The following is a 23,886-nucleotide window of genomic DNA, read 5'->3' on the forward strand; positions in this document are numbered from 1 at the left end:
ATGAAATGGAAGATGCCGTCATCGTATCAGGAGTTCGTACTGGAGTGGGTGCATTTGGAAAGTCCCTTAAAAGTGTTTCCGCCACTGAAATGGGAAGACAAATATTGGAGGGTTTAATGGATAAGACCACTCTTACCAAAGCGGATGTAAATGAAGTGATATTTGGACATGGATATGTACATGGGGGAGGATTGAATTCAGCTAGAATATCATCGCAATTAGCTGGATTCCCAACGAGTGTTCCAGGACATGTAGTGATCAAGGCATGTGGTTCTAGTTTAAAAGCGATTACTAACGCGGCCTTAACGATTAAGGCCGGTCAAGAAGAGGTGGTAATTGCTGGTGGGGTAGAGAATATGAGTCAGGTCCCATATATAGTTAAAAATAGATGGGGGACAAAGTTTGGGAACGTAGAAATGGAAGATGCCCTATTAACTGATGGTTTAATTTGTTCGTTGGAAAATGAACATATGGGAATGACGGCCGAACGCTTAACGCAAATTTACGGTATCTCCCGAGAGGAACAAGATAAATTTGCCTTTGATAGCCATAAAAAGGCAGTTCAGGCTATTGAAAATCATTATTTTAAAGATGAAATTTTACCAGTTCAGGTCACCGATACGAAAAGAGCTTACCTATTCAGGGCAGATGAGTCTGTACGCTCGGATATTCAGCTAGAAAAATTAATCAATCTTCCACCTGTTTTTAAATCGGATGGGTCAATCACTGCTGGGAATGCGTGCCCTATGAACGATGGAGCAGCAGCAGTTTTAATGATGTCAAAAAAGAAAGCTATACAAAAAGGTATTAAACCTTTGTTAAAAGTGAAAGCATTTTCCAGTGCTGGTGTTGAGCCAGGCATTATGGGGATTGGACCTGTTCCAGCAACAAAAAAAGCACTGGAATTAGCCGGATTAACTTTAGATGATATTGGTTTGATTGAGCTTAATGAAGCCTTTGCAGCACAGGCATTAGCTGTTATTAAAGAACTAGAGTTAGACTATTCAAAAGTAAATGTTAATGGTGGAGCTATTGCATTGGGGCATCCAGTTGGAGCAACTGGTGCTAAGCTAACTGTTAGTCTAATGAATGAAATGTTACGTACCAAAACAAAGTATGGAATGGTGACGCTATGTATGGCCGGAGGAATGGGGCTTACCGTCATATATGAAAACCTAACATTATAACCACATAAAAGCGAGGTGAACTGTATTGCAATTAATCAAAGAACAAATTCAAACATGGTTAACAGAGCATTATGAAGAAGGTACAGAATTATTACAACGACTTGTACAATCTCCTAGTATTTCTAAAAATGAGGCAAAAGCGCAATCAATAATCACTGAAGTATTATCGAATATGGGGTTAAAGGTGGATGCCTGGGAGCCATGTGGAAAAGAATTAACCGAAAGTCCCTACTTTTGCTCGTCAAGGGATGATTTTACAGGAAGTCCTAATGTTGTAGGTGTTCTACCCGGGACAGGCGGTGGCCGTTCCATAATCTTAAACGGACATATTGATGTTGTCCCTGAAGGTGATCATGAACAATGGACAGATGTTCCCTATAGTGGAGCGATTAAGGAAGGAAAAATGTATGGTCGTGGTGTTACGGATATGAAAGGTGGGCTCGTTTCATTTCTTTTAGCCTTACAAGCCATTCTGCAACTCGATATTAAGCTTAGAGGCGACGTTATTTTTCAGAGTGTTATAGAAGAAGAGAGTGGTGGAACAGGGACTTTATCTGCTATTCTAAAAGGCTATAAAGCTGATGCTGCACTAATCACTGAACCTACAAATATGAGAGTTTTCCCTAAACAGCAAGGATCCATGTGGTTTAGGATCTTTGTCAAAGGACGGTCAGCCCACGGGGGAACACGATATGAGGGAGTAAGCGCTTTTGATAAAGCAATGGTACTAGCGGAGCAAATCAGGGCTTTGGAGTTTAAACGGAATCAACGTATTAATGATCCTTTATACGAGCAGACACCTATCCCCATTCCTATTAATATCGGAGTAGTTTCAGGAGGAAACTGGCCATCTTCAGTACCTGATTTGCTGAAAATAGAGGGAAGAATGGGTGTAGCACCTAACGAGAAGATAGAAGCTGCACAACATGAAATGGAGGAATGTCTACAACAACTTTCAGTCCTGGACCCATGGTTTAAGGAAAATCCACCTGTCTTAGAATGGTTTGGTGCTCGATGGCTACCAGGGGAAATCGATCTTGAACATGATTTGATGAATACGTTAGTTCACCAATATAGAGAAACTACTGGTGAAGAACCCGTGATAGAGGCTTCTCCTTGGGGAACTGACGGGGGATTGCTTACAGAAGTAGGGAAAATTCCAACGGTGGTTTTTGGACCAGGGACAACGGAAATGGCACACTTCCCGGATGAGTATATTGAATTGGATAAAGTTTTTAAATCTGCAGAAATTATTGCATTAACTATAATTCAGTGGTGTAGTATCAAGGACAATATCTGAATTAAATGAAAATGAAATAATTAGTTCAGCATAAAACGGCTGATTTAATTTAGGAGGGTATTATGGCTGAATTAGATAATGAACAAGGTCTCAAAAGGGTAATGAAAAGTCGCCATTTATTTATGATTGCTTTAGGTGGTGTAATCGGTGCAGGGTTTTTCAACGCTTCAGGTTTTACGATTAGTCAGGCAGGCCCTATAGGCGCAGTTTTAGCCTATATGATGGGCGGACTTATTATGTATTTAGTTATGTTGTGCTTAGGGGAATTGACAGTGGAAATGCCAGTATCCGGATCTTTCCAAGCTTATGCGACTAAATACATTCATCCATCGACAGGCTTTACAGTTGGGTGGATTTATTGGATTGGGTGGTCTTCTACCGTAGCCTATGAAATTATCATTATAGGTTCGCTGATGCAAAGATGGTTCCCTGATATTTCTCCATGGATCTGGTCGTTAATTGCAGGAATTGTACTATTTTCTGTAAATGCCCTTTCTGCACGCAGTTTTGCTGAAACGGAATTCTGGTTTGCGAGTATCAAGGTAATCGCTATAATCTCTTTTATCTTTATTGGGTTAGCCGTCATTTTTGGTATTGTACCAATTGAGGGTGAACCAGCGGCTCCTTATTTTACACACTTAACAGAATTTGGCTTCTTTCCTAATGGAATGTTTGCAGTAGTTATTGCTATGATGGCTGTTAATTATTCATTAGGCGGTACGGAACTTATAGGAATTGCTTCTGGTGAAAGTGAAAATCCCGAGAAGACGATCCCTAAGGCCATAAACCAAACTGCTTACCGAATAATATTATTCTTTGTTTTGTCAATAATCATCGTTGTTTCTATAGTTCCTTGGCAACAAATCCAGCCAGCTGCCAGCCCGTTTGTCACAGCACTAGATAACATCGGTATACCATTTGCAGCCGATATTATGAATTTTGTCATTATTACCTCATTACTATCTGTTGCTAACTCTGGTCTTTATACTACAACCAGGATGTTATACTCTCTTTCTAGTTCTAAGATGGCACCGAGATCCTTTCAAAAGTTAACCAAACAAGGTGTGCCTTTACTTGCTTTAACGGCTAGTATGGGAATCTCCTGTGTGTCCATTCTGGTTTCAAAAGTAGCGGCTGAAACGATTTATACCTGGATCCTTTCTGTAGCAGGAATGGCATCCATGTTGGCTTGGATGAGTATTGCGGCATCACAGTATTTTTTCCGCAGACGATATGTAGCTGAAGGAGGAAAAGTTAGTGATCTAAAATTTCGGACCCCACTTTACCCTTTAGTTCCTATCTTGGCATTTGTCTTTAATCTAGTTGTATTAATAAGTTTAGTATTTGACGAAGGAACTAAATTGACTATTTATATTGGTGTTCCAGTAGCCATTGCTTTTCATTTGATATATATTTTATTTTTGCAAAAACGCGGAAAGAAAGATGTTGGGTCATCAGTTCATGAGGAGTATGAAAAGGTGCGATTAATCAATAAAAGTTAAAAGTGAACGATAAATAACAGATAATATGGCTCAAGTGCAAACAAGTTTCTTCATATATAAACGGCAAAATTGAAGATCATTGAACCGTACTGCTCAAGAACTGTTGGGTTTGTTTGGCATAAAGGCTGGTCATGAAATGATATTGTAAAGAGCTACATTCAATATACGATGGAATTTTTGGAACATAAAAAAAGTGACAGTTAATTCTCTATTCCCCTTAAAAAGGTTAAATTGTTCATTTTTCCTGGTGTATAATAGAATATTGAGAATGCCATTTAGGGGGATTACATAGTGAGTAGTGGTTTTAATATTGCGGATATGATATACCAATTGTTTTGCCTTGTATTTCTAATCCTGATCATCGTTGGGACCATATCTCTTTTCCGTTCCATGAAGCAACGTAAAACCAGACTGGATATCATGGAAAAGAAAATGGATGATTTACAGGAACTGATTAAAAGAGGTAAAAATTGACGGCGGCATCGTTCATACTGCAGGAAAACTCGAAGAAAAGCGAGTTTTCCTGCAGTTTTTTAATTCGAAAAAATTCCAGTTGATTGGAACGGAAGGTACGAGACTCCTGCGGGAAAAGCGTGTCCAAGGGAGACCCCGCAGACGAGCGTCGAGGAGGCTCCCGGACCGCCCGCGGAAAGCGAGTGCCTGGAGTGGAAATCTCGGATCAGATTTACAAACCCCCAAAAAAGTTCCAGTTGATTTCAGAAAGCCGCTTCCTTTCCGCTGACTGCCTGCCAAGCCTCACCAAAGCAAGCATCTAGCAGGTCTCGGCTAGCCAGTTATTCGGCAGGAGTGTCACAAATTTCTTCAATTCAGTAAGGGTTTAACAAACTGGACAGCTGCATGTTGCAGCTGTTTTTTCTATGCAGTGGAGGCATTCTGGTTCAAACTCCGGCAATTATAAAAAATCTATAGTGAAATAACTTAGTGAAAAGCACTGTCTCAGAATTTGAAAAAGAGGATTGGATTTTGAGCATCAATGGAGAGACATAAAAAAATAGAAAAAGAAAGTGAATTGTAAAAAATAAGCAGTTTTACATAGGGGTGTTGGGATCGTGGTGCAAATTTCATGTACGGCTGCTGGTATGGAAGATGCATGGTTTGTTGCGGTGTTTTACCCTATAATGGAATAGATGTGTATTTAAGGATTCGGTGAAAAAGTCTACCAGGAATGCTCGACCCTATAACAAATCGGCGGAGATGGAGAAAGCTGAACATCCGATCCTTTTGTTAGGTAACTTTTGAGAAGTGGGAGGAGTCGGTATCATGAAAGAAGTTATTGCAGTAAAAGAAATTACTAGGTTTAAAACACGGACGGAGGAATTTAGTCCGTACGCTTGGTGTAAACAGATGCTAGAAAATGACCCCGTAAGTTATCACCAAGGAACGGATACGTGGAATGTTTTTAAATATGAAGATGTGAAGCGGGTTCTCAGTGATTATAAACATTTTTCAAGTGTTCGGAAACGGACTACCATTTCGGTTGGAGCGGATAGTGATGAAGGTTCCATTCCTGAAAAGATCCAAATCACTGAAGCTGATCCACCTGAGCATAGAAAACGCCGTTCACTGCTTGCCGCAGCATTCACACCTAGAAGTCTTCAAAACTGGGAACCTCGCATTCAGGAGATTGCTGATGAATTGATCGGAGAAATGGATGAGGAAACGGAGATTGATATTGTGCAATCATTGGCGAGTCCTCTTCCAATCATTGTCATGTCGGATTTGATGGGCGTTCCCTCGAAAGATCGTTTATTGTTTAAGAAATGGGTGGATATCTTATTCCTTCCGTTTGATAAAGAAAAACAAGAAGAAGTAAATGAATTGAAGCAAGTGGCAGCAAAAGAATACTATCAGTATTTGTATCCGATTGTTGTGCAAAAACGATTGAACCCGGCGGATGATATCATTTCAGATCTATTGAAGTCTGAAGTGGATGGGGAAATGTTTACGGATGATGAGGTTGTCCGGACGACCATGCTGATTTTAGGAGCGGGGGTCGAGACAACAAGTCATTTACTGGCCAATAGCTTTTATTCGCTGCTATACGATGACAAAGAGGTTTATCGAGAGTTACATGAAAACCTGGATCTGGTTCCGCAGGCGGTCGAAGAAATGCTCCGTTTCCGATTCAATCTTATTAAATTGGATCGCACCGTAAAGGAAGATAACGATCTATTGGGAGTGGAATTGAAAGAAGGGGATAACGTTGTTGTTTGGATGAGTGCAGCCAATTTGGACGAAGAGATGTTTGAAGATCCTTTCACCCTTAATATCCACCGCCCTAATAATAAGAAACATCTTACCTTCGGAAATGGCCCTCATTTCTGCCTGGGAGCGCCGTTGGCCAGACTCGAAGCAAAGATTGCGCTTACTGCATTCCTGAAGAAATTCAAGCATATTGAAGCGGTGCCATCATTCCAGCTGGAAGAGAAACTTACCGATTCAGCAACCGGGCAAACTTTGACATCACTGCCGCTTAGGGCGTTCCCTACAGTTTAAAAAACGAAAAAACCTTGTGCACTAACCTGCATAAGGTTTTTTTCTTTGGCTCTTTTCGTAAAGATTGTTGTTTTTAAAAAACTAAACGATTTAAGGTTGATTGGAGCGCAAGTGCGAGACTCCTGCGGGAGCAGCGGGACAGGTGAGATCCCACAGGCGTTTACGCCGAGGAGGCTCACCGCCCGCCCCGCGGAAAGCGAGCATCTGGTGGGGAAATCAACCAACCGCTTTACAATAGCAACAAAGTATGCGAAAACAGCCTTTTCTTTTTAGTAGGGACGCATGGCATACAGGTTCCTGTCACTTCCTGAAACGGTCGGCATGAAATGTTATAGTAACCTGAAGTTGAGGTGACAATGACGAATAGGGTAGTATGATAAAGTAACGAATTTTGTGCCCAGGCATGTACCGCGAATTAGGTTGACTGGCGATCAAGCATTTACGTTAAACCATGCAATGATGAAGATATGGTAAAATGGAAATTTCCAAATGAAACGGTTTTAAAAAGTGAAAGGATGTTATTATGAAATTAAAGCAGCAATTAACCATTGCCTTTATAATAAGTGTACTTTCTTTGATCGGGTTCAGTTTCATGGCATTTACCATAAGTGCAAATGAATACCTGAAATTTGATCAAGATGTGATTTCCTTGGTGCAAGGAATGGAATCTCCCCTTCTGACGGACATCATGAAGTTCTTTACCTACATAGGTTCAACCGTTTCCATACTCATCCTTTCCTTGGTCATTTTGTTTTTCTTATATAGGGTTTTGAAGCATCGTTTGGAACTAGTCCTATTCACTGCAGTCATGATTGGTTCACCTCTTCTCAATTTGATTGTTAAGCTATTCTTTCAACGCGCCCGGCCCGATTTACATCGGCTCATCGAAATAGGGGGGTACAGTTTCCCCAGTGGACATGCCATGAATGCATTCTCTTTATACGGTATTCTCACGTTTCTGCTTTGGCGTCACATTACGGCTAGGTGGGCGAGGATTCTATTGATTCTGTTCAGCATGATGATGATCCTCTCGATCGGTATAAGCCGAATATATTTAGGGGTCCATTATCCTAGTGATATCATTGCCGGATATTTGGCAGGTGGTTGTTGGATTGCGATTTCCATTTGGTTTTTCCAAAGGTATCAAGACCGGCGGAAGAACAAAGATCGTTAATAAAGGAAGCAAGGTTATACAAGATAAGCAGCCGGCAGGTAAGTCAGCTGTTGATTCAAGAAAGTTAGGAGCGTATTAATTGGAAAACTGGATTACGGAATTCATGAATGATTTTGGATATATGGGTATCTTTCTATTGATAGCATTGGAAAATATTTTTCCGCCGATCCCGTCTGAGGTCATTCTTACTTTTGGCGGTTTCATGACGACTACAGCGAACATGACGATCATGGGTGTCGTGATCGCATCGACTATAGGGTCAGTGGCAGGGGCAGTCGTCCTTTATGGAATTGGTTTACTTCTAGATGTGAAGGTCATTGAAAAGTTCGTGGAAAGATGGGGCCATATTCTTAGATTAACGGTATCGGACGTCCATAAGGCGAATTCATGGTTTGACAAGTACGGGTCATGGACCGTGTTTTTCTGCAGATTGGTTCCGCTGATCAGAAGCCTGATTTCGATTCCGGCTGGCATGTCCCATATGAGTTTTTGGCTCTTTCTGCTTTACACAACAGCCGGAACACTGATTTGGAACATCATTTTAGTGAATATCGGTGCAGCTGTTGGATCTTCGTGGGAAGATATTGTAGGGTATATGGACATTTATTCAAATATCGTTTATGCGATATTGGCCTTGTTATTCATTATTTTCGTTGTTTTGATTTTAAGAAGGAATAAAGGCAAAGTATAATTTCAGTTTAGTTGATTGGGCCGTTAGAGTCGGCACCTTCATTACATAACCGAAAATGAAAACCAAAGGCTGTCATTGCGACAGCCTTTTTCTTATGGAGAAGGCGGCTGAACTCAGAATAAAGGGGAAGTGCTTTGGACAAAATGAGTGAAACGAAAAAGGAATGAGGTTCGGTGCTATGGCTTCTTTTTTCAAACAAAAGAGACAAGTGAAGCAACGTGAAAAGAAAAAGGAAGATGACAATCAATCCAAAAGCAAAACGCCTGATTATATTGAAAGTTCCATTTCTGCCAATCTGGAAATTGTGAAGAAAAGGACGGGAAACAGTCCGGACATCATCATCCGTACGTTGAAAATCGGTCAAAATCCGGAGATGAAAACAACAATCTTGTATGTGCAAGGCCTGGTTGATAATCCAAGCGTCACGGACTTTTTAATTGAGTCAATCATGAAAAATCCTCATCTATCAGAAAAAATGCTTCCACAAGAAGCATTGGATATAATCTCTGAAGACGTGGTTTCCCTCGGTGGTGTAGAAACTGTCAAGGATTGGGAAAAATTGTTTTTGTCCTTATTATCAGGGGACAGCATCATTTTGGTTGATGGAATAAACATCGCCCTGGTTGCCAGTACAAGAGGAGGAGAACAGCGCTCGATTCAGGAGCCAAGCACGCATTTGACTGTCCGGGGATCAAGAGAAGGGTTTACGGAATCGAATGGAACGAACATCGCCATGTTACGCCGGATCATCAATACCCCGGATTTATGGGTAGAGTCGATGAAAATTGGGACGGTGACAAAAACGGATGTTTCCATCATGTATATAAATGGAATTGTCATAGAAGGGATTGTTGAGGAGGTCAAGAAGCGCTTAAATCGAATTAACATCGATAGCATTCTTGAATCAGGATATATTGAACAATTGATAGAAGACCAGGTCATGACCCCATTCCCAACCCTTAATCATACAGAACGGCCGGATATGGTCGCAGGGAACCTACTGGAAGGAAGAGTGGCTATATTCGTTAATGGAACGCCTTTTGTCTTGGTGGCACCGGCCTTATTCGTCCAGTTTTTCCAATCTGTCGAAGATTACTATAATCGCTTCGATATTGCTTCAGCCACACGCTTTTTACGGATCATCGTTTTCATTATTTCCATAGTCGGACCGGCTGTCTATGTTGCAGCCACGACTTTTCATCAGGAAATGATCCCAACGAAGCTGCTGATCATCGTTGCGGCCCAAAGGGAAACGGTACCATTGCCGGCCGTCGTTGAAGCGCTTCTCATGGAAATGACCTTTGAAATATTAAGGGAAGCAAGCCTTCGGATGCCAAAGGCTGTTGGTTCGACCATGTCCATTGTCGGAGCATTGGTGATTGGGCAGGCGGCAGTCCAGGCTGGCGTCGTATCGCCGGCAATGGTCATCATCGTTTCGATCACGGCGATTGCCAGTTTTGCTACCCCATCTTATGCAATAGCCATTTCCGCCCGTATAGTGCGGTTTGGATTTATCATTTGTGCCGGTGTTTTAGGTTTTTATGGCATGATTTTAGCCTTTATTGTCCTTATTGTCCATTTATGCAGCCTTCGTTCACTTGGAGTTCCTTATATGACACCGCTGGCCCCTCTGAATCCGGCAGGGTTAGGCGACACATTCTTCAGAAGACCGATGTGGGCGTTTAAAGAGAGGCCAAAGTTATTAACCAACAAAAATAATCTGATAAGGGAAGGCGATAATCAAAGACCTCTGCCTCCTGAATCGCGTGGAATGAAAACTTCTGACCAGAAAAAAGGTGAAGGCAATGAATCGTAAAAGATTAGTCCTGCTCTTGATGTTGATCGGCACTACATTCACCTCCGGCTGTTGGGATAAAAAAGAGTTAAACGAAATGGCCATCGTTGCGGCAGTGGGAATCGATAAAAATAAAGAAGGGAAATTAGTGGCAACGTTTCAAACCATTAATCCAAGCAATGTTGCGGGAGCTCTTCAAGGAGGCGGCGGAACAAATCCACCCATCTCCATTTATAGGGCCAGCGGAGATAATATATTGGAAATGGATAGTAATGCTTCAAACGAAATTTCAAGGGATATGTATTTTGCCCATGCAAACCTGATTGTCATAGGTGAGGAAATAGCAAAAGAAGAGGGCATCAACGCGATTTTTGATGCCTTTGAACGTTCCCCTGAATTTAGGGCGACTACGAGGATCGTGATTGCCCGTGGTGTAAAAGCAAGGGAAATAGTCGAAACGCTGACGGCAATCGATAAAGTAACAGCGGAAAAAATCATCAGGACAATTGAATCTACGGAAAAACAGCAAGGTGGAAGTGTCAATATGAATCTTCAAGAAGTGATCAAGAATCTTGTAAGTACCGGAAAAGAACCGGTAATAAGTGGTTTTACCGTGAAGGGCCAGAAAGGGAAAGCAGACACAATGGAGAACACTCAGTCTTCGGATATTAAGGCAAACCCAAAGGCAGCTGGTATAGGTGTTTTTAAAGATGGAAAATTGATTGACTGGTTGGATGGTGACATGGCAATAGGCTCAATGTGGGTAATGGATAGGATTGAAAATACAAACCTGAACATTGATTGGAAGGGCAAAAAAGACGCAATAACCTATAAAGTGATTCGCCAAAAAACCAATGTTTCGGTAAAAATGGAAAATGGTAAACCAAAGGTATTTATAAAAGTCTATGCAGAAGGAGATATTCGCGAAGCGAATGTTCCTGTGAACCTTGGAAGTCCGCACGTTCTGATAGACATTGAAAAGGAATTGGCAAAAGATTTAAAAAAGGAGATGGAAAGTGCAATCGGTCGTGCTCAAAAAAATAAATCCGATATTTTTGGAATTGGTGAAATCATGCATGAATCCCATCCAAAAGTATGGAAGAAGTTAGAAAAGGATTGGGATGATGCTACTTTTTCTAAGCTGGAGGCACAGGTACAGGTAAAGACTTTCGTTCGCCGCACAGGATTACGTAATAAGCCGTATCTTTCAAATATTAAAAAGGGTGATCAATAATGGGAAGGAAGTGGCATCCTCATGGAAAAGGCAAAAATTAGCGGCTATCAGCTGTTCGTCCTTATTTTCCTGTTTGAAATGGGCAGTGCTCTATTGGTTCCTCTTGCAGGAGATGCTAAACAGGATGCTTGGCTAGTCATTCTTATTGCGATGATAGGCGGTTTTTTATTATTTTCCGTTTATTATGGCCTTTTTCAATACTACCCTGATCAGCTGTTAACTGATTTTGTAAGAAGTATATTGGGGAACTTCTTAGGAAGGATAGTAGCCTTTTTATACATTCTTTATTTTGTATATCTCGCTGCAAGGGTGCTGAGGGATTTCGGGGAGACGCTGCTTACTTTTGCCTATCCTCATGTTCCATTATTTTTTGCTAATGCAACATTCATTTTGGTAACGGTATTTACGGTTCGTAAAGGGATAGAGGTAATGGCAAGGACGGGTGAAATATTTTTTGTCTTGGAGAATTTACTTTTCCTGACATTCGTTTTTCTGGTAGTCGTTTCAGGCATGATCCATTTAAACAACTTAAAGCCCGTTTTCGAAATCAGTGGGGCGGAGATGATGAAAATGGCCTTTACTGAAACCATATACTTTCCATTTGGCGAAATCATTGTCTTTTTAATGATTTTTCCTTATTTGAAAGAACCTCAGCGACTGAAAAAAATTGGGAGCGGGGGTTTGGTTGCAGGCGGTATTTTTCTCGCGTTTACAATGGCTATGAACGTAGCGGTACTTGGAGTGGATCTTACAACTCGTTCGCAATATCCTCTGCTTTCACAAATTCAGTCCATTGAGATCGCTGGCTTTCTCGAACGCCTCGATGTTTATTTTTTAGTGAAGCTGATGATTGGCGGGTTCATCAAGGTAAGTATATTTACCTATGCAGCGGTAACGGGTACGGCGAATGTTTTCAATGTTAAACAGCCCTCCAGACTTGCTTACCCCGTAGGCATTGTCATTTTACTGATTTCCATTGTAATCGCAAGCAACTATTCGGAACATATCCAAGAAGGATTAGACGCCGTTCCGATCTATATCCACCTCCCATTTCAAGTGATCATCCCGATGCTTCTCTTGATCATTGCCTTTTTTAAGAATCGAAAAAGAAGCAAGGCCAGCACCAAAATAAGTTCCTAAAAGGGGAATAGATGAAAAATGAAAATCTTCGGTATTACGGTTTTGATGCTCATTCCATTAGTGGCCTTTTCTTTAGGTATGGATATTCTTTTAGGATTTGATTTGGATAATTCAATAAAGCATGCCTTGAACCCTTTTTTGGTGAAAGACCCGGCTGAACTAATCCTATTTCTTGTTCTTCTTGTGGCTTTATTGTTCAGCTTCATTTATCGAAAAAAAAAGAAAGGCAACAAAGTCAAAGGGCAACAATAAAGTTGCAATTCGTTGCTGAACTAAAGATAAATTCCCTCATTCAAATATTGAATTGAATGAGAGAGTTTGTCTTTTTGCTTTTTTGCAACCTCGTATACCCATTTCATAGTATGATGATTAAATGAGCTTTATTTTTTAGCGGAATGTAAAATCAATTAACAAAAAAACCTCAGGAGGGAGGACGGCAATTTGGATATCAAATTAAATCAAAAAATCATAAAAGACATGTGCGGGGCCGTCTCCTTCAAAAGAGGGGAAGCTTTTTATCGAGCCAATAAAGTGACATTTGAAAGTTTCCGTCCTGATGGTTGTGAAGCAACGGTTAAAGGAATGGAAGATTTCCATGTCTCGATTGAAGTGGATTCTGTCGGTGGTTTTCGGACTAAATGCAGTTGTCCATCGTTAGCTTCCTACCAAAAGGATTGTCAGCATATTGCAGCTGTTCTGCTGTCGGTTTGCGATCACCAGCGAGATGGAACGATCCCTGATGGCCTTAATGTATCTCGTTCTGATATTTCAGCCAATAAGAAGTTGTCTGAGGGTTTGCTGACCCTTTTCAATAATCAGCCTGTACGCAAAAGCGGTCATCAGCGCCACTTTGAAAAAAGAAAGATGCTTGAAGCGGAATTTACATGTAAACCGGTATGGATGGGAACGGATCAATATATGTTAGGACTGGAAATGAAAATCGGTTCTTTCAATGTGGCGAATGTCCGGGATTTCCTGAAGCGAGTTAAAGAAGGAGAGCCTGCCCAAGTGTCCCTTTCATTTATATATGACCCGGTGCTGCATTGTTTTCAGAATGAAAATGATTCCGTGCTTCAGGAGCTTATTACAGTGATATCGGATGAAAAAGTCTATGTTGACGCCCTGACTGATAAATCTGAATACACATTGGACAATCACTTATTACTTTTGCCTCCATCTTCTTTTCGAAGGCTTGTCCCCATCCTTGAAGTGGCGCCAGCGGTGAAGCTTGCCTATGGCGGCCTTACATTCAATGGCTTTCGTGTATCAAACGGACCGCTTCCTTTACAGTTTGACTTTACTGAAAGCGAGGTCAAAGGCTATCAACTGAATATTAAAAGGCTGCACGAGATGATTGTCATGAATGCATACACATTGGTTCTATTTGAAGGGAAATTGGTTCAGCTCGAAAATGAGGATTTGCAACGCCTTTCAGAGTTAAAGCAAATGATGGAGGATTCGGGGATGAATCAAATTCCAATCCATCATGACCAGCTGGAATTATTCATGGACAAAGTGGTACCAGGTTTGAAAAGACTCGGTAAAGTCCATATAGCAAGATCCATCACTGAATTGTTCTTGAAGATACCGCTGGTTGCGAAGCTATACTTGGATCGTGTGAAAAACAGGCTGCTTGCGGGACTGGAATTCCAATATGGGAATATCGTGATCAACCCTTTGGAAAAACAAGAATCCAAGGTGATAAGGGATGTAGAGAAGGAGGCGGAGATACTAAAGCTGATGGAGGATAGCCAGTTTGCCAAGACGGACGGCGGCTATTTCTTGCATAACGAAGCGTTGGAGTATGAGTTTTTGTACCACATCGTTCCGAAACTCCAGAAGCTGGTGCAAATCTATGCCACGACCGCTGTAAGAAACCGAATTTCCCGAGGGAATGCAGCACCGCGCATTAGGGTGAAAATGAAAAAGGAACGTACTAATTGGCTCGAATTCAAATTTGAAATGGATGATATCCCAGATAAACAAATACGTGAGGTCTTAGCAGCGCTTGAAGAAAAGAGGAAATACTATCGTTTAAGGAATGGATCGCTGCTTTCCCTAGAAACAAGAGAATACGAGGAAATCAATCGGTTTCTTCATGCACTCCCCGTACAGGATGAAGACTGGGAAAGCAGGCTGAACATGCCAATCGTAAAAGGGCTGCAGCTCCTTGATTCAGTTAATGACAGCCAGACATTCACAATGGAAGAATCCTTCCGGCAGTTTTTGGATAACATCAGGTATCCGGGCGCTTTGGAGTTCGAGGTGCCAAATAGTCTGGACCCGATTTTGCGCGAGTATCAAAAAAACGGCTACAAATGGATGAAAATACTTGCCCAATACGGTTTTGGCGGGATTCTTGCTGATGATATGGGTTTGGGAAAAACATTGCAAAGCATCGCGTTCATTTTATCCGAGCTTCCTGATATCCGTAAGAAAAGGGTTCCGGCGCTTATTGTCTGCCCATCATCATTGACCTACAATTGGCTGAGTGAATTCACAAAATTCGCTCCTGATATCCAAGCCGTCATCGTGGATGGCGACAAGACGGAAAGGACGAAGCTGCTTAAGGAAGTAGGTGACGTGGATGTTGTGATCACCTCTTATCCATTGCTCCGGAAAGACATCGCATCGTTTGAAAAAGAGGACTTCCATACGGTGTTCTTTGATGAAGCACAGGCCTTTAAGAACCCAGTGACACAAACGGCACGAGCGGCCAAGAAGATAAAAGCGGCACATCGCTTCGCATTGACTGGTACGCCCATCGAGAATTCACTAGAAGAGCTCTGGTCCCTTTTCCACGTCGTATTCCCTGAACTATTCATGGGGTTAAAGGAGTACAGCAACCTCTCAAGGAAGCAGATTTCCCGCAGGATCCGCCCATTTTTGCTGCGGAGAATGAAAGAGGACGTACTGGCGGAACTACCGGAAAAAATCGAGTCCTTGGAATCGATGGAACTGCTCCCTGATCAGAAGAAACTGTACGGCGCCTACCTGGCGAAGCTGCGGCATGATACGCTGAAACACCTGGACAAGGACACCCTCCGGAAAAATCGGATCAGGATCCTCGCAGGTTTGACCCGGCTCCGGCAAATATGCTGTCACCCCGCCTTGTTTGTGGACGGATATAAAGGTGGTTCAGCAAAATATGAGCAACTGATGCAAATTGTCGAGGAATCGAAGCTTTCTGGAAGACGGGTGCTGATTTTCTCGCAATTTACAAAAATGCTTCAAATGATCGGCAGGGATCTGGCCATGAAAGGACAACCCTTTTTCTACCTGGATGGGCAAACTCCATCAAAGGAACGTGTGGAAATCTGCTATCGGTTTAATGCGGGAGAACGGGATATATTCCTCATTTCATTGAAAGCGGGCGGTACGGGTCTCAATCTGACGGGTGCCGATACAGTCATTCTATATGACCTTTGGTGGAATCCGGCAGTTGAAGAACAAGCTGCGGACCGTGCTCATCGAATGGGGCAGAAGAATGAGGTTCAAGTCATCAAACTTATTGCCCGCGGCACAATTGAAGAAAAAATGAATGAACTTCAAGAGAAGAAGAGAAACCTTATTGAAGAAATCATCGACCCTGGGGACAAGTCGCCGTCTGCCCTTACAGAAGAGGATATCAGGGAAATCCTGATGATATAAGGAGGGGAATGCGGTTACACAGCTTTTTAACAGACAGGAACAATTTATGAATTGAATAGTTTAGTCATGAGCATTTCTTTATAATGAGGAATGCTTTTTTTCTTTTTTAAAAAGAAAAGGATATTTAGGTAACGATAATAATATAATATAAAACAACAATGTTTTATTGTAAAACGATAAATCGTATGATAAATTAAATGGACAATAAATAAGTGGGGTGCTTTTTATGAAACTAGGAACAACACTCTTTTTAAAGATAGCTGTCATTCTTATTGGACTGCCTGTTCTTGCTTTGTGCATCTTTTTTGTGCCTGAGATAGCGAACTTTGCAGCAGAATTATATCCGGATATGACTTATTTGAAATATCTCGTTTTAATCGATTTGTATGCATCGGCGATACCTTTTTACTTTGCTCTATATCAAGCCTTTAAACTTTTAAGTTATATTGACAAGAACAAAGCTTTCTCGGAATTATCTGTAAGAGCTTTAAAGACAATAAAAAATTGTGCAATCACAATCAGTGGCTTGTATGTGGTAGGCATGCCGCTCTTTTATCTCATAGCGGAAATGGACGACGCCCCAGGTATCATATTGATCGGAATGGTCGTTATTTTTGCTTCAATGGTGATTGCAGTCTTTGCTGCTGTCCTTCAAAGGCTTTTACAAGAAGCCATCGATATAAAATCAGAAAATGACTTAATAGTCTGAGGTGAATAACTTGGCGATAATAATCAATATTGATGTGATGCTGGCTAAAAGGAAAATGAGTGTTACAGAACTTTCCGAGAGGGTTGGAATAACGATGGCCAATCTTTCCATATTGAAAAACGGTAAGGCAAAAGCGATTCGATTAACAACTTTAGAGGCGATTTGTAAAGCTTTAGAATGTCAACCCGGAGATATATTAGAATACCGAAATGATGAAGGAACTCAAGATTGAAAAAGTGGAAGAACAAGAAAGACTTCAGCAAAGGGGAGTCACTTAACCATTAAAAAAAATGGAGGCACCAATCATGAGAGCACTGAAACAACTCGTTCGTTTTGGTTGGGAGCAGGTTTTATCATGCTTGTTCCCTGCCGTTATTTTTGCCTCTTTGGCTATTACAAAATTCATACCGCTTCCCTTCCTGCCGCGGTATGACTGGCTGCTCATCATCTGCCTTCTGATGCAGTGGTGGATGGTGCGTTCCGGGCTTGAAACAAAGGATGAACTGAAGGTCATCACACTGTTCCACCTTATTGGACTTGCTCTTGAACTTTTCAAGGTACATATGGGCTCCTGGACTTATCCAGAGGAAGGCTATTTCAAAATTTTTGGTGTGCCGCTGTATAGCGGATTCATGTACGCAAGTGTAGCGAGTTATCTTTGCCAAGCGTGGAGGAGGTTAAAGGTTGAACTGGTCAAGTGGCCGCCGTTTTTGGCCGTTGTATCCCTTGCTGCTGCGATTTATTTGAATTTTTTCACCCACCATTATTGGATTGATGTTCGTTGGTGGTTATCTGGACTTGTCATCATCGTCTTTTGGCGATCATGGGTCACATACGAGGTTGGCGGAACTCATTATCGTATGCCAATCGCACTTTCATTCGTTCTCATCGGATTTTTTATATGGATAGCCGAAAATATCGCAACGTTCTTTGGAGCTTGGGAATATCCAAACCAAACCGATGCATGGAGTCTCGTTCATTTAGGGAAGGTAAGTTCATGGCTCTTATTAGTGATTGTTAGCTTTCTTATAGTAGCGACGCTAAAACAAGTTAAGGGGAAAAGTTCCACTAAGATGGATGCAAGTCAATTTTTATAAAAGGCTGTTTTCGCTACTTTGTTGCTATTTACCAAGTAAAGGGGTGTGGTTGATTTCCCCTCCAGATGCCCGCTTTCCGCGGGGCGGGCGGTAGCCTCCTCGGCGTAAACGCCTGTGGGGTCTCACCTGTCCCGCTGCTCCCGCAGGAGTCTCGCACTTGCGTTCCAATCAACCTTAAATCGTTTCGTTTTTAAAAACAACAATCTTTCCGAAAAGAGCCATATAAAAAGAAATTCGGCCTTCGCGTGAAAAACAAATTAGGTGAAAAGAGGCACATAATGAACATATATGTGCCGTCTCTGATTTTCTAAATCTTTTATAAAGAATTGTGATGACCTATTCCTTTTTTTTCTTCAGAGTTTCCACGAAAAACGACCATTACTCATTCCTATGAAACAAGTTTTAATCCCACTGCTGCGCCAAGGACCATGGCTATAAAAATGACCCTTCGCCAATCTTTGGATTCCCCGTAGAGGAGCATCCCGATTATCGCTCCGCCCGATGCGCCAATCCCTGTCCAGATAGCATAAGCCGTCCCCATCGGCAAGGTTTTCATGGCAAAAGCAAGGAATAGGAAACTTGCTCCGAATCCGATGAATAACAGCAGCAAGGATTGCCAATTACGGTCTTTGTGCAATTTATTTATCATCGCAACCCCAAACATTTCAAATAGCCCCGCTAAGATTAAAGAGACCCAAGCCATTAAGATTCATCCCCTTTCTCAGCTTTATCATCAGTCACTAATTTCAAGCCGATCACTCCTGATAACAAGAGGAGGATCAATAGCGTTTTGCTCAGCTTGAAGGATTCCCCAAAGAAAATGATTTCGGAAAAAACGGTCCCGGCCGTCCCCATACCGACAAAAACGGCATATACCGTTCCGACAGGAAGCTTCCTGCCAGCCATTATCATCAAATAAAAACTGATGATAATCGAAATGACCGTTCCAGACCAAGTCCAAAAGTCATCCGCATGTTTTAAGCCAATCACCCAAAATACTTCAAAAAAAGCTGCAATGAATACTTTAATCCAGTTTGTGCTCATGAAATACCGCACCTCCGTTTTTATTCTTTACCAAAAAAACAAAAAAAGCCCAAGAGATAACCGTTAAACAGTTTCTCCCAGGCTTTTATCCTTCCGTGGCACAGCATGCTGTGAGTTTTCTCTCGGACCAGACCAGCACTAGACGCACTGCGGAACCCTAGAAAACCTTTGACATATGCAATTACCTTTCATTATACATACTTCTTGAACTAACTCAAGGTTAAAGTTTAATGAAAAAAATGGATGGTGAGCTTTTTGCGCAATAAAAAGTTGAAAAAGCCCCGATAAGGTTCGGGGCTTTTTTTGACTTGCTATTTAGGCACTCACTATCCGTTTCCGTGATGCACCTTCTTTTTTATGTGATACATAGCTATGCAGGATCATTCCTATGATGACGATAAGGATGCCGAACCACGATAACGGAGAAGGAATCGGTAAAGATAGGAATAGTAATTCGCCAGCCAGTGCAAAAAGGACCTCCATCGATTGTGTAGCTTCTACGGAAGCTAATTTCTGCATATTTCCGCTTACCAAATCGGTCGCCTTGAAAAAAAGGACTGTGGCGATGACTCCAGAAAATAGTGCCACCAATAGGGATTGGAAACTTTGCATCTTCGTCGGTGCCCCTACTGTAAAGAAACCGTACAATGAAAGCAGAAACCAGAATGGCAGACTCGCCAAAGTCATTCCCAATACCCGCTGATAGGCATCCAGGCGTCCTTCGGAAACTTCCATCATTTTGCGATTTCCCAAAGGGTATGCAAACGAGGCGATGACGATCGGAATCACTCCCAGCCAAAGATTGGCCATTGAAATGTGCTTGGTATGTTCCAGCTGCATCAGGATGATTCCAAGCAGGATGATCATGGACATGAGGAGGCCTTTCACAGAAACCTTTCCTCTTTGCCTTTCGAGCCCATCTTTCGTTTGGACATTCTCAAAAAACAGAGGCGCAAGTAATGCACCCGAAATGATCGTGATTTGCCAAGTGCCGGCAATTAGCCAGCCTGGTGAGTAGGCGGATGCAAAGCATAAGGGAGCATAAAATAACCCAAAACCGACAAAACTCCATAGCAGCCAAGGACCCGGCTTTTCTCTCATCACTCGTAAAAGCGGAAGCAGATTTTTTCTGCTTAACACGATGCATAACAGAAAAGGCACCATAAAGATATAACGCAGCGAAGCACTCCATATCCAACTTCCGCCAGATAACTCCATTGCCTGATTTAAAACAAACGTAAATGCAAAAAAGAAAGCGGAACAAATACCTAATATAATCGGACGCAATTGACTCACCTCAATCTGTTTTATGAGTCAGAAAGACTCTGGAAGCATGGCAATCGTTTCGTCTTTCTAAACGACTTTCAAGAAATATCCACTGCGTCAAAAGTGGAATGTGAATTTTCGGAATATTATAAGCGATCAAGTTAAATTGTCCTTCAAAAGCAATAGAAAATCAACAGGATTCTTTGAAACTAGTGAAATTCCTTCTCCATGATTCGACACGGAACGAAAGAAATGGCTTTTGGAGTTAAATGAAGACGTTTCCATTTTAATATTTAAATTAACAAAATGTACCATCTGAACAAGCGAGAAACGTTGTTATGACGCGGATCATGAAGGGATTACTAATATTTTATATAAAAATCATATAGAGGCAGATAATATATGAAGATACGAGAATTGACGAATATGGTAGGGAGTGGTATCTTTATAAAAGTGCAAATAATGTCGAATGGTGACGAAATATTAAATGCAACATTCGCAAGAAAGTTAGTGGGGTAAATTAAATGAAATCTACAGGTATTGTACGTAAAGTTGACGAATTAGGACGGGTAGTCATTCCAATTGAACTGCGCCGAACATTAGGAATTAATGAGAAAGACGCTCTGGAGATTTATGTAGAACAAGAGCGCATCATCCTTCAAAAATATAAACCAAACATGACTTGCCAGGTTACAGGTGAGGTTTCCGATGACAATATGAAACTTGCTGATGGTAAATTAATACTTAGTCCTGAAGGTGCCGAACTTCTTATTAAAGAAATTCAAGCCAGCATGGAAACTGCTAAATAATTAATATACTGGATATATAGCATCCAAGTGTAGGGAAGGTTTTCCCTACACTTTTTTATATTAAATGGTGAAATAATAAAAATGGTTCGTTTCACGGACGAAACCAGTTTTTTCATAAAGTCTTTGTGCGTTTACATTATCCTTGCCTGTCTCCAGTGAAACCCCTTTGGCACCTGCTTCGCGTGCAAAAGTGATGGCCGCGTTCAACAACTCCTCGCCAAAACCCTTTTTGCGGGCGGACTCCTTCACGAATAAATCATTCAATACCCATGACCGCATCATACTCACAGATGAAAAAGAAGGATATAATTGTACAAAACCAATAGGATTTCCTTCATCATAGGACATAAAAATCACAGACTCCCCATTCGTCAGCCTTTCCCTTAAAAACTCCCTTGCCCGACCAGGATCGGATGCTTGCTCATAAAACACTCTGTATAAATCAAAAAGTTCGGTCAGTGATTCCAGCTCATGCAATGTAGCCTTCTGTATGCTCATAATGGACCTCCAATTGTTAGAATACTCTAAATTTATCATTTAATCATGCTTCCCGCCAAATTCAAAGCCACATTTTCCGGCGCCAAAAATCAGGATGGAGCCCAAAAAGGCACCATCCTGATTTCATTTCATCATGAAGCGGGCAATATACCAAAGTTGAGCAGTAAACTCATGGATGATAAGCGTTTATTCGTGAAATTAGAGCAAATACTCGTGAGATTGGTCGATTTACTCGTGAAATTAGAGCAAATACTCGTGAGATTGGTCGATTTACTCGTGAGTTTAGATCAGATACTCGTGAATTAAGCCGATTTACTCGTAAATGTAACATTATCAAATTTCATTGTGCACTAAAAATCACAAACCAACTCCTCTTTCCTTCATTATTCGAGTGGTTTAGCTTCTAAACCGCCTGTATTAAGGATGTGGACCTTAACGTTTATATCATGTAGTGAATCTTTATCTAAGAAATCCTTCGGCTCAATTATATGATTCTTTTGCCAATATTTTGTCTCTTTGAAATTACTGAATGGTACGATGGAGATAACAACCATGAGAAAGCCGACAGCGAAAAGAATTCCGACCTTCATTTTTTCCGTTTTCCTATTAAAGATTTCCGTTATTAAGAATAATCCCAGTGAAACACGGATATAGGCACCAGCAAGCCATTGATAAATGGAAAAGAAATCTGTATGTTCAATATATTTTCCAATAGTCAGCAGCCACTGTTCATAGGCAGGGTACCTCATGGCTTCGGCTAAGGTCGGGCTGAATTCGGCGAGTGCTGCTGTTAATGGGCCCATCAGTAGAAACAATAAACCGAGATATGTGAAAACCAATACCTTCCAACTGGTCTTATCCGTAAGCTTTTCCTGGAAAAAAGCGATTAAAATCAGTTCGGCAAGACCATAACCAGAATACTGCAAGGACTTAACACCATGAAAATAGCCATTCTCGAAAAGGGGAAGGAGGTGGCTATAGTCTTTAGTCGGTATATTTCCGGTCGCAACGAAAATGCCAAGTATGATGACTATTGGCAATAATACAGAAGAACAAATGGCGATGGAGTGCATACCTGAGTGGGCAAGAAAGATGCATAGCAGCGTAAACGGAATGATAATCGCTAAACTTGGGGTTTCAAAAAGAAAGGTTGTCGTGATCCAATCAATCGTTTCCTTGGTTGTTGCCAATACAAGACTGATCAGATAAATCACGATAAAGAATAAAACGATGTTTTTAATAGGTTTCCCAAATCTATTATCAAGCCAATTTGTCAGGGACCGATTATTCATATTCTTGATTATCCTCGATAATATATAGACCCAAACCGGTATCAATCCAATAATAAGGAGAGAAAAAAACCAAGAATCCCTTCCGCCGGTGGATAGAAGGAAAGGGATCAAAATAACATGATTAAGAAGGCCGATTGATAAAAAGAAGATGCTAAGAGTTTGTATCGAACTGATTTTCTTCAAGATGATCCTATCCCCATTTCCATTGTTTAAAGTTTGGGATGATGCAAATGCCATTCCTTTGTTATGGTTGCTAAATGTGGATACGGGATAATGGGTGGATTAATACTCCTGCGGGAATGGAAGCATGAACAGGCTTGCAAAACAAAGAATGGCCGGTAAAAAGGATTTGTCTCAATAAATAAAGAATATAGAATATATACTGGATGCTATTTATATTGAACATCAAGGGGGAAGGAAGATGGATTTAAGATACCCGGTTGGAACGTTTCAGTTTGACGGGGAAATTACTAGTGATGTGGCCGAGGGGTGGATCAACGAGATTGAAGCTTTGCCTCGGATGCTGCGGGAAGCGGTAGGTAACATGGATGATGAAAGGCTTGATACAGCTTATCGGCCTGGAGGATGGACGGTCCGCCAGGTGGTGCATCATGTTGCCGATAGTCATATGAATGCGTATATTCGCTTCAAATGGGCCCTTACGGAAGAACGTCCGGTCATTAAACCGTACGAAGAGGCGAAATGGGCAGAACTGCCTGATTATGATTTGCCGATTGAAGTTTCTCTAACACTAATCGAAAGTATACATATCCGGATGTGCAACCTTTTATCGGGTCTTCATGCAGACGACATGGGCCGAACATTCATCCATCCTGATTCAGGAGAGGTGACGGTCGGTGAAAATATAGGCATTTATGCTTGGCACGGACGCCATCATCTGGCCCATATTACTTCTTTATCAAAGCGCCAGGGATGGTGAATATGATCATGATCGTTTCGCCTGAAAGGTTGTGGTTACT

The 23,886-nt window shown here is 41.5% G+C and carries 23 protein-coding genes and 1 riboswitch; of the genes, 18 read left to right on the forward strand and 5 right to left on the reverse strand.

Annotation, left to right across the window (positions count from 1 at the left end):
• Nucleotides 1-5: 5 nt before the first annotated feature.
• The 15 genes from ACFRAK_RS02905 (at nt 6) to ACFRAK_RS02975 (ending at nt 17,997) form a co-directional block, all read left to right on the forward strand.
• A complete protein-coding gene (locus ACFRAK_RS02905) occupies nt 6-1,187 on the forward strand; it encodes a thiolase family protein (RefSeq protein WP_387600851.1) in 1,182 nt (393 codons plus the stop codon).
• A 25-nt stretch (nt 1,188-1,212) separates the two neighbouring features.
• Nucleotides 1,213-2,487, forward strand: coding sequence for a peptidase (locus tag ACFRAK_RS02910; RefSeq protein ID WP_394571273.1), 1,275 nt, complete (start codon nt 1,213-1,215; stop codon nt 2,485-2,487).
• Between the two features lie 62 nt (nt 2,488-2,549).
• A complete protein-coding gene (locus tag ACFRAK_RS02915; RefSeq protein ID WP_394571274.1) occupies nt 2,550-3,989 on the forward strand; it encodes an amino acid permease in 1,440 nt (479 codons plus the stop codon).
• 291 nt (nt 3,990-4,280) lie between these two features.
• On the forward strand, nt 4,281-4,463 hold the full coding sequence (locus ACFRAK_RS02920) for a DUF4083 family protein (RefSeq protein WP_387600860.1): 183 nt from the start codon (nt 4,281-4,283) through the stop codon (nt 4,461-4,463).
• An 804-nt stretch (nt 4,464-5,267) separates the two neighbouring features.
• The gene (locus ACFRAK_RS02925; RefSeq protein ID WP_387601040.1) at nt 5,268-6,506 is read left to right on the forward strand and encodes a cytochrome P450; all 1,239 of its coding nucleotides are present in this window, start codon (nt 5,268-5,270) and stop codon (nt 6,504-6,506) included.
• 523 nt (nt 6,507-7,029) lie between these two features.
• Nucleotides 7,030-7,680, forward strand: coding sequence for a phosphatase PAP2 family protein (locus tag ACFRAK_RS02930; RefSeq protein WP_387600863.1), 651 nt, complete (start codon nt 7,030-7,032; stop codon nt 7,678-7,680).
• Nucleotides 7,681-7,759: 79 nt separating this feature from the next.
• Nucleotides 7,760-8,371: a DedA family protein gene (locus ACFRAK_RS02935; RefSeq protein WP_260285562.1), complete on the forward strand. Its 612-nt coding sequence runs from the start codon at nt 7,760-7,762 to the stop codon at nt 8,369-8,371.
• 178 nt (nt 8,372-8,549) lie between these two features.
• A complete protein-coding gene (locus tag ACFRAK_RS02940; RefSeq protein ID WP_387600868.1) occupies nt 8,550-10,187 on the forward strand; it encodes a spore germination protein in 1,638 nt (545 codons plus the stop codon).
• Nucleotides 10,177-11,400, forward strand: coding sequence for a Ger(x)C family spore germination protein (locus ACFRAK_RS02945; protein ID WP_387600871.1), 1,224 nt, complete (start codon nt 10,177-10,179; stop codon nt 11,398-11,400). The genes ACFRAK_RS02940 and ACFRAK_RS02945 overlap by 11 nt, the downstream gene beginning before the upstream one ends.
• A gap of 21 nt (nt 11,401-11,421) precedes the next feature.
• Nucleotides 11,422-12,540 carry a GerAB/ArcD/ProY family transporter gene (locus ACFRAK_RS02950; protein ID WP_387600874.1) on the forward strand — a complete coding sequence of 373 codons (1,119 nt, stop codon included), beginning with the start codon at nt 11,422-11,424 and terminating at the stop codon, nt 12,538-12,540.
• A gap of 18 nt (nt 12,541-12,558) precedes the next feature.
• Nucleotides 12,559-12,792, forward strand: coding sequence for a YczF family membrane protein (locus ACFRAK_RS02955; protein WP_387600877.1), 234 nt, complete (start codon nt 12,559-12,561; stop codon nt 12,790-12,792).
• Nucleotides 12,793-12,981: 189 nt separating this feature from the next.
• The gene (locus ACFRAK_RS02960) at nt 12,982-16,191 is read left to right on the forward strand and encodes a DEAD/DEAH box helicase (protein WP_394571275.1); all 3,210 of its coding nucleotides are present in this window, start codon (nt 12,982-12,984) and stop codon (nt 16,189-16,191) included.
• Nucleotides 16,192-16,417: 226 nt separating this feature from the next.
• On the forward strand, nt 16,418-16,900 hold the full coding sequence (locus tag ACFRAK_RS02965) for a DUF2975 domain-containing protein (RefSeq protein ID WP_342614346.1): 483 nt from the start codon (nt 16,418-16,420) through the stop codon (nt 16,898-16,900).
• A gap of 10 nt (nt 16,901-16,910) precedes the next feature.
• The gene (locus tag ACFRAK_RS02970) at nt 16,911-17,132 is read left to right on the forward strand and encodes a helix-turn-helix domain-containing protein (protein ID WP_387600886.1); all 222 of its coding nucleotides are present in this window, start codon (nt 16,911-16,913) and stop codon (nt 17,130-17,132) included.
• A gap of 73 nt (nt 17,133-17,205) precedes the next feature.
• On the forward strand, nt 17,206-17,997 hold the full coding sequence (locus tag ACFRAK_RS02975; RefSeq protein WP_387600889.1) for a DUF817 domain-containing protein: 792 nt from the start codon (nt 17,206-17,208) through the stop codon (nt 17,995-17,997).
• 388 nt (nt 17,998-18,385) lie between these two features.
• On the opposite strand, the gene ACFRAK_RS02980 is transcribed toward ACFRAK_RS02975, so the two are convergent.
• The 3 genes from ACFRAK_RS02980 to ACFRAK_RS02990 all read right to left on the reverse strand — a co-directional run bounded on the left by ACFRAK_RS02980 (nt 18,386) and on the right by ACFRAK_RS02990 (nt 20,328).
• Nucleotides 18,386-18,700: a DMT family transporter gene (locus ACFRAK_RS02980; RefSeq protein WP_192206196.1), complete on the reverse strand. Its 315-nt coding sequence runs from the start codon at nt 18,698-18,700 to the stop codon at nt 18,386-18,388.
• Nucleotides 18,700-19,041: a DMT family transporter gene (locus ACFRAK_RS02985; RefSeq protein ID WP_063232562.1), complete on the reverse strand. Its 342-nt coding sequence runs from the start codon at nt 19,039-19,041 to the stop codon at nt 18,700-18,702. The genes ACFRAK_RS02980 and ACFRAK_RS02985 overlap by 1 nt, the downstream gene beginning before the upstream one ends.
• A 72-nt stretch (nt 19,042-19,113) precedes the next feature.
• Nucleotides 19,114-19,213: riboswitch (guanidine-I (ykkC/yxkD leader) on the reverse strand.
• A gap of 143 nt (nt 19,214-19,356) precedes the next feature.
• Nucleotides 19,357-20,328 (reverse strand): DMT family transporter, encoded by a 972-nt coding sequence (locus ACFRAK_RS02990; RefSeq protein WP_387600892.1) that lies wholly within the window; start codon nt 20,326-20,328, stop codon nt 19,357-19,359.
• Nucleotides 20,329-20,831: 503 nt separating this feature from the next.
• Here ACFRAK_RS02990 and ACFRAK_RS02995 point away from each other — a divergent pair.
• Entirely contained in the window at nt 20,832-21,116 is a 285-nt protein-coding gene (locus ACFRAK_RS02995; RefSeq protein WP_053536026.1) for a transition state genes transcriptional regulator AbrB, read from the forward strand.
• Nucleotides 21,117-21,176: 60 nt separating this feature from the next.
• On the opposite strand, the gene ACFRAK_RS03000 is transcribed toward ACFRAK_RS02995, so the two are convergent.
• Entirely contained in the window at nt 21,177-21,614 is a 438-nt protein-coding gene (locus ACFRAK_RS03000) for a GNAT family N-acetyltransferase (protein WP_387707601.1), read from the reverse strand.
• Between the two features lie 171 nt (nt 21,615-21,785).
• Between ACFRAK_RS03000 and ACFRAK_RS03005 the strand changes: the two genes are divergently transcribed.
• Nucleotides 21,786-21,920, forward strand: a complete 135-nt coding sequence (locus ACFRAK_RS03005; protein WP_387707603.1) for a hypothetical protein — start codon at nt 21,786-21,788, stop codon at nt 21,918-21,920.
• 77 nt (nt 21,921-21,997) lie between these two features.
• On the opposite strand, the gene ACFRAK_RS03010 is transcribed toward ACFRAK_RS03005, so the two are convergent.
• Nucleotides 21,998-23,143: a GerAB/ArcD/ProY family transporter gene (locus tag ACFRAK_RS03010; RefSeq protein WP_394571276.1), complete on the reverse strand. Its 1,146-nt coding sequence runs from the start codon at nt 23,141-23,143 to the stop codon at nt 21,998-22,000.
• Between the two features lie 184 nt (nt 23,144-23,327).
• On the opposite strand from ACFRAK_RS03010, the gene ACFRAK_RS03015 reads away from it, so the two are divergent.
• Nucleotides 23,328-23,846, forward strand: a complete 519-nt coding sequence (locus ACFRAK_RS03015; protein ID WP_387600905.1) for a YfiT family bacillithiol transferase — start codon at nt 23,328-23,330, stop codon at nt 23,844-23,846.
• The last annotated feature ends 40 nt before the right edge of the window (nt 23,847-23,886 follow it).

It is taken from the genome of Peribacillus sp. NPDC056705, assembly GCF_043656335.1.